This window comes from Curtobacterium flaccumfaciens pv. betae, assembly GCF_026241855.1.
In the GTDB taxonomy this organism is placed as follows: Bacteria; Actinomycetota; Actinomycetes; order Actinomycetales; family Microbacteriaceae; genus Curtobacterium; species Curtobacterium flaccumfaciens.
Genome location: NZ_JAPJDC010000001.1, coordinates 3,637,736 through 3,650,241, shown reverse-complemented (window position 1 = coordinate 3,650,241; position 12,506 = coordinate 3,637,736). Strand labels below are relative to the sequence as shown.

The window sequence follows — 12,506 nt, the reverse complement described above, 5'->3', positions numbered from 1 at the left end:
GGTCAGGCCCGCTCCGGCTCGACCACGAGCCCACGGTTCCGGTGCACGACCCAGACCGTCGCGGCGAACCCCGCGAGCACCGCGGCGCCGATCGTGACCGCCGTCCAGCCCCCGGCGTTCCACAGCACCGACGCCAGGGCCGAACCGATCGCGCCGCCGATGAAGTTCGAGGTGACGAACGCCGTGTTGAGCCGGCTCCGCGCGGCCGGGTCGACCGAGAAGAGCCGAGTCTGGTTGAGCACGTTCGCGGCCTGCACGGCGACGTCGAGCAGCAGCACGGCGAGCAGCACCACGACGATCGAGTGCGCACCGATCCCGGCGACGACCAGGGAGACGAGCAGGAGCACGATCGCTCCGCCGGTGACGGGTACCGACAACCCGCGGTCGTGCAGTCGCCCGACCCGCTGCGCCGCCACGGCACCCGCGAGCCCCACCAGGCCGACCAACCCGATGCTGCTGGTGGAGAAGTCGTAGGGGTCGCTGCTCAGCAGGAACGTCAGGGCGGTCCAGAACATCGTGAACACGGCGAACACCGAGGAGCTGATCACCAGCGTGACCTGGACGGTCCGGTGGGTCCGGACGGCACGGAACACCGACAGGATGAGCTGCGGGTACGCCACCCTGCCGCGGGTTCCGAGTTCCGGGATGGCCCGCCGCAGCAGCACGGCGAGGACGACCGCGACGACGGCGGCGAGGACGTAGATCGCGCGCCACCCGAACGCGTCCGCGACCAGGCCGCTGATCGTCCGCGACACGAGGATGCCGGTGAGCACCCCGGACGCGATCGTGCCGACGACGCGTCCGCGCTGCGCGGGGTCGGCGAGGTCCCCGGCCAGGGGGATGAGGAGCTGCCCCGCGACCGTGGTGAGCCCGACCAGCGCCAGGGCGACCAGGAGCGTCGCGAAGGTCGGTGCGATCGCGGCGAGCAGCAGCGCGACGGCGGAGGCGACGAGCACCCAGGGGATGAGGCGTCGGCGGTCGAGGACGTCCCCGAGCGGCACGACGAGCAGGATGCCGAGGGCGTAGCCGACCTGGGTCAGCGTGACGAGCAGCCCGGCGAGCGACGCCGAGGTGCCGAGCGACGATGCGATGTCGTCGAGCAGCGGCTGCGACCAGTACAGGTTGCCGACCGCTGCTCCCCCGGCGACGGCGAAGAGCAGGGTCCGGCCCGTCGACATCGAGTGGTCCGTGCTCATGCGTGGGGTGCTCCTTCGTCCGGGAGGTCCAGCTTCTGCTGTCGCTGGAACAGCGCACCCAGGTGCCACGGCCCCGGCGTGAGCCGTACGGCCGCTTCGGCACGCACACGTGCCTCGAGCTCGCGGTCACGGGTCAGTTCGTGGATCTCCTGCTCGGCCCGCAGCCGGAACCGCAGGCGCTGCAGGAGACCGAGCGGCGCCGCGGGTGGCGCGGTCTGCAGGGACTCGGTGTCGTTCATGCGCTCAGCGCGCCCTTCCTGGTCGTGATGGTGGACAGCCGGCACGGAGGTACGACGCGACCGGCACCGGACTGGAGGCGCGGTGCGGGCCCGCCCCGCGCCTCCAGTCAGTGGGGTGGTCGCCACCACCGCCTCAGGCGAGCTGGCGCGCCCGCTCCGCGATGCCCTCGGTCGCTGCCCACGAGGCCAGCACCCGCAGGGCGTCCGCCGTGGGGCTGCCCGGGGTCGCCGGGTAGATGGTGAGCGCGAGCCCCGGGTCCTCGGCGAGTTCGAGCGTCTGGAAGTGGAGTTCGAGCGGCCCCACGACGCTGTGCCGGAACGACTTCACGCCGGCGTAGTGGCGTCGGACGTCGTGCGCTGCCCAGAGGCCGCGGAAGTCGTCGCTCCGCATCGACAGCTCGCCGATCAGCGCAGCGAGGTCCTTGTCGTTCGGCGTCCGGCCCGCTTCGCGGCGCAGGATCGCGACGTTCGTGTGCGCGGCCCGCTGCCAGTCCTGGTAGAAGTTCCGCGCCTGCGGGTCGAGGAAGATGAAGCGCGAGAAGTTCATCGGCCGCGCCGGTGCCGCGACCAGGTCCGAGTGCATCGCGAAGCCGAGCGCGTTCGCGGCGACGATGTCCTGCCGGTTGTTGATGATCATCGCCGGGGCGTCCGTGACCACGTCGAGCAGGTACTGCAGCTCCGGTCGGACGGCAGCGACGGGCACGACACGACCGGCGCGACGCGGGGTCTCGTTCTGGTGCTGCGACAGGTCGCGCAGGTGCTCCTGCTCGGCGGGGTCGAGCTGCAGGGCCCGGCCGATGGCGTCGAGCACGCTGTCCGAGACCCCCTGCAGGTTGCCGCGCTCGAGCCGCGTGTAGTAGTCGATGCTGACGCCGGCCAGGCGCGCGACCTCTTCGCGACGCAGCCCGGTGACGCGACGCCGCGTGCCGAAGGTCTCGACGCCGGCCTGCTCGGGGGTGATGCGGGCGCGACGGCTGGAGAGGAAGTCGCGCGCTTCGTCGCGGTGGTTCATGCCGTCACGGTACTTCGCCCCGTCCGGCGCGAGCGAGGGGCTGCGGGAACCCCTTTCACGTGCGCGTGAACGGGACGGAGACGATCCGGTCGTCCCCGCTCGACGGCGTCCCGCGGCCGTCGGTGTTGTTCGTGACGAACCAGAGGGTGTCCGACGGGCCCTCGAGCACCGTGCGGATGCGCCCGAAGTCACCCGCGAAGTACTCGGTCGCGGTGCCGGGGTCGTCGGCCGGGACCGCCCGGAGCACCTCGCCCCGCAGGTTCGCGATGAACACCGTGTCGTCGACGACGGCGAGGCCGCTGGGGGACGCCTCGTCGGTGGACCACTGCTGCACGGGGTCGACGAAGCCCTGGTCCTCGCCACCGGTGCCCTCGACCTCGGGCCAGCCGTAGTTCGACCCGGGCTCGATCACGTTGAGCTCGTCGTGGGTGTTCTCACCGAACTCCGACGCGAACATCGTGCCGTCCGACGACCACCCCATGCCCTGCACGTTGCGGTGCCCGAGGCTCCACACCGGCGACCCGTCGATCGGGTTGTCGGCGGGGACGTCGCCGTCCGGGGTGAGCCGCAGGATCTTGCCCGCGAGCGAGTCCTCGTCCTGCGCGTCCGTGCTCGCCCCGGCGTCCCCGACGCTGGCGTAGAGCATGTCGTCGGGCCCGAACGCGATCCGGCCCCCGTCGTGGAACGTGTTCTTCGGCAGCCCGTCGATGATCGTCGTCGCGTCCCCGAGCCCCCACGACCCGGTGTCACCGGTCAGCTCGTACCGCTGGATCCGGTTGCCGTCGTCGGCCGTGGAGTACACGAACAGGTCGTCGTCGTGCAGCGCGAGCCCGAGCAGTCCGCCCTCGCCGCCGTGGCTAACACCGTCGACGGTGCCGACCTGACGGGTGGTGCCGTCGGACCGCAGCTCGAGCACCCGGGCCGAGTCACGCTCGCTGACCAGCGCGTCGCCGTCGTCACCCGTCAGGACCACCGACCAGGGGGCCTCCAGGCCGGTGACCACGTCGGTGGTGTCACCGTCGAGCGCCACCTGACCGGCCGACAGGTCGGCGGGCGCGGTCGCGCGCGCCGACGGCGAACCGCCCCGGTCGGACCCGTCCTGCTCGGTTCCGTCTCCGCTCGTGCAGGCGGTGAGGGCCAGTGCGGCGACGGCGGCGAGGCCGGCCAGCGACCAGAGGCGGCGGCTGCGGGGCGTTCCGGCGGGTGTGTCCACGATGATCCTCCCGGGGTCGTGGGTCGATCACACACGCTGCGTTCGGGAAACCCCTGAGGGGGTCTGTCGGCACCTCCCGACGGTGCGCACGGCGGCCTACCGTCGTCGGCATGCAGATCGAACCGAAGCAGCCGACCGTCAAGAACCCGCCCGAGCAGTTCACCGGCGACGTGTACCTCGACGCCATCGCCTCGCCGAAGGAGCCCGGTCAGACGATGACCGTCGCCAAGGTCCGGTTCCTGCCCGGCGCCCGCACCGCGTGGCACTCGCACGCCAAGGGCCAGACCCTGCACGTCACCGAGGGCGTCGCGCGGATGGGCACCCGGGACGGCCGCGTCATCGAGGTGCAGGCTGGACAGACCGTCTACACGCCCGCCGGCGAGGAACACTGGCACGGCGCGACCCCCACCGACTCCATGGAACACCTCGCGATGCTCGAGGCCGCCGACGACCCGGCGACGACCACCACCTGGCTCGAGCACGTGAGCGACGAGGAGTACACCGCATGACCACCATCGCCATCGTCGGGGCCGGCAAGGGCCTCGGCCTCGCCGTCGCCGAGCGCTTCGCCCGTGAGGGCTTCGCCGTCGCCCTGATCTCCCGCAACCAGGACCGGCTGGACGGCCTCGCCGCGGAACTGCGTGAGCGCGGCCACACCGCCGCCGGGTTCGCCGCGAACGTCCGTGACGGGGACTCCCTGCGCACCGCACTCGAGCGCGCGACCGAGCAGCTCGGCCCCATCGAGGTGCTGCAGTACAGCCCGCTCCCCGCCAAGGAGTACATGCGCCCGGTGCTCGAGACCACGGCGGACGACCTGGTCGGCCCGATCGAGTTCTCGGTCTACGGCTCGGTCAACGCCGTCCGCCAGGTGCTGCCCGGCATGCGCGCGATCGGCCACGGCACGATCCTGTTCGTGAACGGCGGCAGCGCGGTCCGACCGGGCGCCCGCGTCACCGGAACATCCGTCGCCTTCGCGGCCGAGAGCGCCTACGCGCAGCTGCTGCACGACGCCGTCCGCGACGAGGACGTCCACGTCGGCCAGCTCATCATCCCGTTCGGCATCGACGACGGGCAGCCCGAGCACTCCGGGAAGTCCATCGCCGACCGCCTGTGGGCGATCCACACGGAGCGCGGCGACTTCCGCACCTACGCGGAGGCGCTCCCCGAGCTCGCGTGAGCGCGGCGCTCGCCGCTTCGTGAGCAGGAATGGTCGGGTCCGGCACAGCGACCCGACCGTTCCTGCTCACCATGTGACGGACGGGAGGCCCGTGGCGACGCCGCCACGGGCCTCCCGTGGCGTCAGTGCGCCCGTCGCACCGCCACCCGCCGCCGACCCCGCGAGGTCAGCCAGGCCCCGGCCGTCACCACGAGGGGCAGGCCGACCGCCAGCAGGGCCAGTACCGGCCAGTCCGGCACGAACGGCATGTGGTTCACCCCGACCGGACTCTCGGTGAACCGCAGGGTCAGGGCGCGGATCGGCAGGAGTCCGAGGAGCGTCCCGATCACCGAGCCGACCGTGGCCAGGATCGCCGCCTGCCACGTCGACACCCCTCGGCGCAGGCGTGGTGCGGCACCGATGGCGTCAAGCACCTCGTCGTCCCGCCGGCCGTCGGACCGTGCGAGTCCGATCGCGACCGCCGTCGCACCGATGGTGACGGCCGCCGCCAGTGCGAGCACGATCGCCCGGATGATCGCCTCGTTGTCGACCGGACCGGCTTCGTAGGCGAACGACGGGCCGCTCCACCGTGCACGGTCGTCGCCGCCGAAGCTCTGCCACGCCGAGCTCAGCTCGTCCGCCTGTGCCGGGTCGAGGTCGTGGGGCAGCGTCGTGACGAGCATGCCGTCGACCACCGGGACGCCGTACCGCTCGGCGGTCGCCTTCGACATGAAGACGCCGACCTGGATCCGCGGGGTCTGCACGTCGAGCACGGCGGGGATCGAGACGCTGGCCGCCGGTCGGCTCCGCTCGGTGATGGGCTCGCTCTCCCACGTCCGGTCGTGGAAGGTGTCGACGCGGACCGCGCCGTCGTGGGCGTACTCCGGCCAGAGCGACACGGCCCGACCGCCCTCGAGCGCGCTCCGGACGGCGGCGGACGGCCGGTGCCCGGTGAGCACGGCGTAGTCGTCGACGGTCCCCGTCCAGATGTGCGGACTCGACGCGCTCGCCGTGTCCAGGTAGTACGAGCAGCTCGTCGTGTCGTTCGCCGGGCAGTCGTACGCGCTCCAGCGGTGCGGGATCGTGACGGTCGCGGGGGTGTCGCCCGGCTGCTCCTGCGTGACACCGAGCACCCGGATGCGGTCCTGGTCGAAGACCCCGGCCACCACCTTCGCGGCGTGGGCCGTCAGCTCCGCGTCGTGGCGACCGGTACTGCCGCCGTCCTTCGTCTCGGTCTGCACCTCGGCCGTCGCGACCCCGACCGCAGTCGTGTACTCGTACCCGCGGACGTACTGGGCCTGGCTCGACGCACTCCACGTGATCACGACCGACGCCACGAACACGACGCTCATCACGCTCGCCAGCACCGGCACCGTGCGGACCGGGTTGCGGCGGGCGTCGCGGGCGGCGAGCCGTGCGGACAGCCCCGCGCGGGAAGTGAGCCGGGTGACCAGGGCGAGCAGCCACGGCGAGCAGATGGCGATGCCGAGCTGCATCAGGCACGGCCCGATCGCGACGCCGGCACCGACGACGTAGGCCCACCGGTCGTGCTGCACCGGGCGGTCGTTGAGCATGAGCACCCCGACACCGCACGCCAGCGTCATCACGGCGCCGAGGACCACGAGCAGCGGTCCCCAGATGCGCCGACGACGGCGGGCCGGACGGCTGACGGGCACCGGACGGAGCGAGCCCCGCAGCGCCGCGAGCACGTTGATCCGGGTGGCGGACCGTGCGGCGACGAGCGCGGAGACGAGTCCGGCGAGCACCCCGGCGGCGGCGATCGACAGCAGCAGGAGCGGCGGCACGTGCAACCCGGGGAACGACACCACGTTGCCGTTGTCGACCAGCCGGAACGCGAGCACGCCGATCCCGGTGCCGGCGGCGACCCCGAGGACCGCGCCGACGAGCCCCAGCACCAGGCCCGACCCGGCGACGATCGTGCGGACGAACCGCTTGTCACCGCCGACGCTCGTGACGATGGCGTACGAGCGGGTGTCCGCCCGGGTGCCGACCAGGAAAGCTGCCCCGGCGAGCAGGGCGACCTCGAACATCGCGAAGACGCCGAGCAACCCCATCGCCCCGAGGTACCAGCCGAGTGTCGAGCTCAGCTGCCCACCGGAGAGCCGGGCGTCGGGCGGGTCGAGCACGACCGGACGCGACTGCACGATGATGCCGTGCGCGTTGAGCTGCCGGATCTCCGACCACGTCGGGGCGTCCGACGGCAGGTACACGGTGACGTCGTCGAGCCCGACGTCGTCGGTGGTGTCGGTCGTCGAGAGCGTCGTGCCCCAGGGCAGGAACACCCCCTGCGTCCCCGGGTCCGTCCCCAGGTCGGTCATGGTCCCGGTGATCGTGAAGCGCTTGGTGACCGGGTCGGTCAGGTCCACCGTGTCACCGATCCGCGCCCCGAGGCGGTCGAGCGTCGCCGGCGTGACCATGAGCTCGCTGCGCGTGGTCGGCCTGGAGCCGTCGAGCACGTGCCAGTGGCCCTCGAGCGACGGGTCCCAGACGCTGCCCTCCACCGCGGTCAGTCCGACGGGGCCGTGCGCACCCTGCACCACGACGGGCGTGCCGCCGACCGGGATCGCCAGCGCGCCGTCGGGCACGTGCGCCAGGACGTTCGCGAACGGTGAGTCCTCGTCCGACTTGGTGACGGGGCTGTTCCGCTTCGAGTCGGTGAACTGCCACTGCACCGGGTCCTGCACCATGCCGGGCAGGTCCGGGCCGGACACCCGCATCTGCGCCGATGCCTGGCCGAGGTCGTGGTCGAGCTGCTCGGTCACCGTGGGCTGCGTCGACTGCACCACGACGGCGACGGCGGCGAACCCGGCGGTGGGGATCCCGATGAGCGCGATGATCAGTGCCGCACGGCCCGCTTTCGCGAACGCCAGCCGACGCCCCAGACGGAGCGCCGGTCGGAGGGCGAACGGCGTCCGGCCGGTCCCGGCACGCCGACCCCGGCTCACGAGGCGGTCCGGTCCGTCAGTGCCGCCTCGACGCCCGAGTACACGGTCTCGTCGACCACCCGACCGTCGCGCAGGAACACGATCCGGTCCGCCCAGGCCGCGTGCCGGGCGTCGTGGGTCACCAGGAGGGCGCCGGCTCCGGCGTCGACGTGCCGACGGAGCATGCGGAGCACGACCTCGCCGGTCTGCGAGTCGAGGGCTCCGGTCGGCTCGTCGGCGAGCACGAGTCGACGCTCCCCGACCACGCCGCGGGCGATCGCGACGCGCTGCTGCTGGCCGCCGGACAGGTCGTCCGGGTAGGCGTCGGCGCGGTGCGACAGCTCGACGTTGTCCAGCGCGAGTTCCGCGGCGCGGCGGGCCTGCGAGGCCTTCCACCCGTCGAGCTCGAGCGGCAGTGCCACGTTCTCGACCGCGGTCAGCGAGGGGATCAGGTTGAAGTCCTGGAACACGAACCCGATGAGTCGGCGGCGCAGCGCTGCGAGCTCCTTGGCGGGACGGTCGGACACGAAGGAGCCGTCGATCAGCACCTCACCGCTCGTCGGCGGCAGCAGGGTGCCGGCGCAGGCGAGCAGCGTCGACTTGCCCGACCCCGAGGTGCCCATCACGGCCACCATCTCGCCGCGCTCGACCCGCAGGTCGATGCCCGCCAGGGCCGTGACGGCCTTCGCGCCGGAGCCGTAGTGCACGCTCACGGCGTCGAGCTGCAGGAGCGGTGCGGCGGTCACCGTGCGCTCCGCGAAGCGGCAGCGTCGGCACTGGCAGGCGCCGCTGGGTGCTCGTCCGGCCGGTACCGCGCGACACTCGACTCCACGTGGTCGAGCCAGCGCACCTCGGCCTCGGCCTGGAACACCATCGACTCGAGCACGAGCGACCACGCCAGGTCAGTCGACGGGTCGGTCGTCCGCTTCAGCCGCGTCAGGTCCTGCAGGTTCCGGATCGCGGCACCACGCTGCACCTGCACCAGCCGGGCGACGTCGACCCCGGGCACGGTCACGGCGAGGGCGAACTTGATCGCCAGCTCGTCGCGGCCGCGCTTGGCCGGCACGGGCTCGCTGAACCAGCGCGCCACCTCGGCGCGACCCGCGTCCGTCGCCGTGTAGACGACGTGCCCGTCGTCGTCGGCGTCACCGCGGGCCACGAGGCCGTCGCGTTCCAGGCGGTCCAGGGTCGTGTAGACCTGGCCGATGTTCAGCGGCCAGCTCCCGCCGGTGCGGTGCTCGAACTCACCCCGGAGCTGGTACCCGTAACCGGGTCCCCCTACCAGCAGCGCGAGTACGCCCATCCGAACGCTCATGACACTTCCCCCGTCTCGGGCCACCGTGGCCATACTGAGTATGCACATACCCGGTATGCCTGCGCAAGCACGGATCTGGACGGGGCAGGAAACGGACGGGAGGCACGGTGCCAGCTGGCACCGCGCCTCCCGTCCGACCGGTCGTCGCGTTCGCGACCCGCCGTCGCTTCCCGGGGTCAGTGACCCAGCTTCGCCAGCTCCTCGAACTCGTCGTCGGTCAGCTCGACGGTGGCACCCGCGAGGTTGTCCTCCAGGTGCGCGACGCTCGACGTGCCGGGGATCGGCAGCATCACCGGGGAGCGCTTGAGCAGCCAGGCGAGCGCGAGCTGCGCCGGGGTGGCGCCCTTGCGCTCGGCGATCTCGGTGAGCGGCGAGTCCTCGCCGGTCAGGCCACCCGTGGCCAGGGGGAACCACGGGATGAAGCCGATGCCCTGCTCCTCGGACCAGTCGAGCAGCTCCTCGGCGTCACGCTTCTGCAGGTTGTAGAGGTTCTGCACGGAGACGATCGCGGCGATCTCCTGCGCGGCCTTGACCTCGTCGACGGAGACCTCGGACAGGCCGATGTGGCGGATCTTGCCCTCGTCCTGCAGCTTCTTCAGCTCGCCGACCTGGTCCTCGAGCGGGACCTTCGGGTCGATGCGGTGCAGCTGGAAGAGGTCGATGCGCTCGAGGCCCAGGCGGCGGAGGCTCATCTCCGCCTCTTGCCGGAGGTACTCCGGGCGGCCGACGGGCGGCCAGACGTTCGGGCCGGTGCGGGTGAGGCCGGCCTTCGTGGCGATGACGACGTCGTCGCCGTAGGGGTGCAGGGCCTCCTTGAGGAGCTCCTCGGCGACGTAGGGGCCGTACGAGTCGGCGGTGTCGAAGAAGTTCACGCCGAGCTCGACGGCACGCTTGAGGACGCGGATCGCCTCGTCGTGGTCCTTCGGCGGTCCCCAGACGCCAGGGCCGGTGAGCTGCATGGTGCCGTAGCCGAGCCGGTTGACCTCGAGGTCGCCGCCGATGCGGAAGGTGCCGGAGGACGCGGCCGGACGGTTCGTGGTGTCAGTGCCTGTGGTCATGTCCCCGGTCTACGCCCGGTGCGTTGCCGGTCCCTGAGTCGGTGTCCCCCGACCGCTCCCCGGGTTCGCAGGGTCTACGAACGGGTGGGCCGCGGGTACGGGGTCTCGCCGCGTTCGAGTCCGCCGACGAGCTTGGTGAGCCGGTTCGTCCGCACCGTGGCGTTCGGGGCCGTCGTGATCCGGTGCAGGACGGCGTACCGGTTCGTGGCGTCGAGCTCGGCGAACAGTGCGGCGGCTGCGGGGGCGGCGTCGAGCGCGGCCTGCAGGTCCTCGGGCACCGTGGCCGTGGCGGATCCGGCGTAGGCGCGGTCCCACCGCCCGTCACCCTTGGCGCGCTCGATCTCGGCGTGCCCGCGCTCCCGCATCCGCCCCTCGGCGATGAGTGCCGCGACCAGGCCGAGGTTCCGCTGCGACCACAGCGAGGCCTTCCGGCGCGGGGTGAACCGCTGACGGTAGGTGGTGTCGTCGCGCCCGCGCCGCTGCCCGTCGATCCACCCGGAGCAGAGTGCCTCGTCGAGGGCCGTGTCGTAGGTCAGCGTCGTCGGTTCCGTGACGCCCTTCTTGGCGAGGACGAGCCACACCCCGTCGGGTTCGTGCTCGTGGTCGTCGAGCCAGGCACGCCACGCGGCGACGTCCGGCAGCACCAGGTCGACGATGTCCATGCGGTCATCGTAGGACCGGCCGGCCGTGGGCCGTGGGTCGGTCGAGTTTCGCGCTGAGCGACAGTTCACGGGGTGCGGGACGCGTGCAGTGTCGCTGGGGCCGAAACCCGGACCGCGCGCACCGTGCCCGGGCCGACGTCAGACCCAGTGCGGCTGCGCGAGCACGCCCGCGGGGTCGGCCTGCTCGGCGATGCGGTGCAGACGTGCGGTGTTGTCCCCGAAGTACGCGGACGGGTCGGTGATCGATGCATCGCAGTAGTTCGCGTACGCGGCGTCGCCCCACGCCGGTCGCATCGCCTTCCGGAACCCCCGCACGTACGCATCGAACGGCGCGGGATCCGCCCCGTCCGCGAACACCGCCGTGTACTGCACGGTCATCAGCGCCGACCGCCAGGGGAAGGCCGAGTCCCCCGCGCCGACGTCCGCCACGGCGCCGCCGAGCGCATCGAGCGCCACCCCACCCTCGAGGTTGCCCGTCACGTCACCCGCCGCGGCCGCCTGGGCGACGAGCACGTCGATCTGCCGGTCGGTGAGCTTCGCCGATCCGATCGACGACGTCGCCGCCTCGGACACCCGCTGCGGCTTCCCCGCCAACGCGGACATCGCCGCGCCGTAGGTGAGCACCCGCCCGGTGTGGGCGAGCGGCTTCGCGCCGGTGGCAGCGATGAAACCGTCGACGGAGGTGTCGGCGCCGGTCTTCGATCCGGTCCACACGCCGGTCACCGTGACGGTCGGTGCGGTGTGCCGACTGCCGTTCAGCAGCTTCAGCGTGGACCACAGCTCCCGGTCGGCGGTCGGCGCCCAGTCCTGCCAGGCACGCACCACGGCAGCGGCGGCCGACCACGCGAACGTGATCGTGAAGAGCAGGACGGGAGGCGCGGCGTGCGTCCGGAACGTCAGTGCCGTCACGACGCCGACGGTTCCACCGCCCCCACCGCGGCAGGCCCAGAACAGGTCGGGTTCGCGGGACGTCGACACCCGGTGCACGACTCCGTCCGGGGTGACGAGGGTGGCCCCGGTGAGCTGGTCGCAGGTCAGCCCGAAGGACCGGACGAGGACGCCGACTCCACCACCCAGGGTCAGTCCGCCGATGCCGACCGTCGGGCACGAACCGGCGCCGATCGCCCGTCCGGCCTTCGCGAGCTCGGCGTACACGTCGCCGAGCCGGGCACCCGGGCCGATCGTGACGGTCCCGTCGTCGTGCAGGTCGATGCCGTCCAGGTCCTGCGTGCTGATGACCAGCGATCGCGGCACGCCGGTGCCGGGTGCCCCTCCGGCCGACCACCCCGTGTACGAGTGCCCGCCGGCCCGGAGCGCCACCGGCGTCGAGGTGGTCCGGGCGAAGGCGAGGCCGGCCTGCACGTCCGCAGTGTCCGCCGCCCGGAGGATCCCCCGCGGGTCGGCGTCGTCGAAGCGCGGGTTCTCGAGCACACGGGCGTCGTCCCACCCCGCCGCGCCGGACCGGAGCACGGTTCCGGTCACCGCGGCGGCCAGAGCGTCCCATGAATCCGGGCCGCGGTCCGGGGAGTCGCTCGGTGCAGGGTCCGGGGTCTGCGAGCGCGTCGGGGCGGCGCTCGGTGACCGGCTGGGTTCGGGCCCCGGCCTGCTGCAGGCGGCGAGGATGCCGGCGACACCGAGACCGACCCCGCCGGCGATGAGCGCGCGGCGTGAGGTGGCGGTCGTCCGGTGGGAGCCTGCTGGTTCGGTCAC

The 12,506-nt window shown here is 72.6% G+C and carries 12 protein-coding genes; 2 read left to right on the top strand and 10 right to left on the bottom strand.

Going from position 1 to position 12,506, the window contains the following annotated elements:
* Window positions 1–2: 2 nt before the first annotated feature.
* The 4 genes from ORG17_RS17230 to ORG17_RS17215 form a co-directional block, all read right to left on the bottom strand.
* Window positions 3–1,196, bottom strand: coding sequence for an MFS transporter (locus ORG17_RS17230; protein WP_214527995.1), 1,194 nt, complete (start codon window positions 1,194–1,196; stop codon window positions 3–5).
* Window positions 1,193–1,435, bottom strand: a complete 243-nt coding sequence (locus ORG17_RS17225) for a hypothetical protein (RefSeq protein ID WP_214527996.1) — start codon at window positions 1,433–1,435, stop codon at window positions 1,193–1,195. Before ORG17_RS17225 ends, ORG17_RS17230 begins: the two co-directional genes overlap by 4 nt.
* A 133-nt stretch (window positions 1,436–1,568) precedes the next feature.
* Entirely contained in the window at window positions 1,569–2,447 is an 879-nt protein-coding gene (locus tag ORG17_RS17220; protein WP_027466864.1) for a helix-turn-helix transcriptional regulator, read from the bottom strand.
* 55 nt (window positions 2,448–2,502) lie between these two features.
* Window positions 2,503–3,660 carry a PQQ-dependent sugar dehydrogenase gene (locus ORG17_RS17215; protein ID WP_214527997.1) on the bottom strand — a complete coding sequence of 386 codons (1,158 nt, stop codon included), beginning with the start codon at window positions 3,658–3,660 and terminating at the stop codon, window positions 2,503–2,505.
* A 110-nt stretch (window positions 3,661–3,770) separates the two neighbouring features.
* On the opposite strand from ORG17_RS17215, the gene ORG17_RS17210 reads away from it, so the two are divergent.
* Both ORG17_RS17210 and ORG17_RS17205 read left to right on the top strand, forming a co-directional pair.
* Entirely contained in the window at window positions 3,771–4,169 is a 399-nt protein-coding gene (locus ORG17_RS17210; protein WP_214527998.1) for a (R)-mandelonitrile lyase, read from the top strand.
* On the top strand, window positions 4,166–4,837 hold the full coding sequence (locus ORG17_RS17205) for an SDR family NAD(P)-dependent oxidoreductase (protein WP_214527999.1): 672 nt from the start codon (window positions 4,166–4,168) through the stop codon (window positions 4,835–4,837). Before ORG17_RS17210 ends, ORG17_RS17205 begins: the two co-directional genes overlap by 4 nt.
* A 122-nt stretch (window positions 4,838–4,959) precedes the next feature.
* On the opposite strand, the gene ORG17_RS17200 is transcribed toward ORG17_RS17205, so the two are convergent.
* The 6 genes from ORG17_RS17200 to ORG17_RS17175 form a co-directional block, all read right to left on the bottom strand.
* Window positions 4,960–7,782 carry an ABC transporter permease gene (locus ORG17_RS17200; protein ID WP_214528000.1) on the bottom strand — a complete coding sequence of 941 codons (2,823 nt, stop codon included), beginning with the start codon at window positions 7,780–7,782 and terminating at the stop codon, window positions 4,960–4,962.
* Window positions 7,779–8,507 carry an ABC transporter ATP-binding protein gene (locus ORG17_RS17195; protein WP_138802144.1) on the bottom strand — a complete coding sequence of 243 codons (729 nt, stop codon included), beginning with the start codon at window positions 8,505–8,507 and terminating at the stop codon, window positions 7,779–7,781. Before ORG17_RS17195 ends, ORG17_RS17200 begins: the two co-directional genes overlap by 4 nt.
* The gene (locus ORG17_RS17190; RefSeq protein ID WP_250892618.1) at window positions 8,504–9,076 is read right to left on the bottom strand and encodes a PadR family transcriptional regulator; all 573 of its coding nucleotides are present in this window, start codon (window positions 9,074–9,076) and stop codon (window positions 8,504–8,506) included. The genes ORG17_RS17195 and ORG17_RS17190 overlap by 4 nt, the downstream gene beginning before the upstream one ends.
* Window positions 9,077–9,252: 176 nt before the next feature.
* Complete coding sequence (locus ORG17_RS17185; RefSeq protein ID WP_214528001.1) at window positions 9,253–10,134, bottom strand: aldo/keto reductase; 882 nt, start codon at window positions 10,132–10,134, stop codon at window positions 9,253–9,255.
* Between the two features lie 74 nt (window positions 10,135–10,208).
* Window positions 10,209–10,796, bottom strand: coding sequence for a YdeI/OmpD-associated family protein (locus ORG17_RS17180; RefSeq protein WP_214528002.1), 588 nt, complete (start codon window positions 10,794–10,796; stop codon window positions 10,209–10,211).
* Window positions 10,797–10,934: 138 nt separating this feature from the next.
* Window positions 10,935–12,506: an FAD-binding oxidoreductase gene (locus ORG17_RS17175; RefSeq protein ID WP_214528003.1), complete on the bottom strand. Its 1,572-nt coding sequence runs from the start codon at window positions 12,504–12,506 to the stop codon at window positions 10,935–10,937.

Coding starts and splice junctions, on each gene's coding strand:
- ORG17_RS17230 (WP_214527995.1), bottom strand. CDS start 1,196: ATGAGCACGGACCACTCGATGTCGACGGGCCGGACCCTGCTCTTCGCC.
- ORG17_RS17225 (WP_214527996.1), bottom strand. CDS start 1,435: ATGAACGACACCGAGTCCCTGCAGACCGCGCCACCCGCGGCGCCGCTC.
- ORG17_RS17220 (WP_027466864.1), bottom strand. CDS start 2,447: ATGAACCACCGCGACGAAGCGCGCGACTTCCTCTCCAGCCGTCGCGCC.
- ORG17_RS17210 (WP_214527998.1), top strand. CDS start 3,771: ATGCAGATCGAACCGAAGCAGCCGACCGTCAAGAACCCGCCCGAGCAG.
- ORG17_RS17205 (WP_214527999.1), top strand. CDS start 4,166: ATGACCACCATCGCCATCGTCGGGGCCGGCAAGGGCCTCGGCCTCGCC.
- ORG17_RS17190 (WP_250892618.1), bottom strand. CDS start 9,076: ATGAGCGTTCGGATGGGCGTACTCGCGCTGCTGGTAGGGGGACCCGGT.
- ORG17_RS17185 (WP_214528001.1), bottom strand. CDS start 10,134: ATGACCACAGGCACTGACACCACGAACCGTCCGGCCGCGTCCTCCGGC.
- ORG17_RS17180 (WP_214528002.1), bottom strand. CDS start 10,796: ATGGACATCGTCGACCTGGTGCTGCCGGACGTCGCCGCGTGGCGTGCC.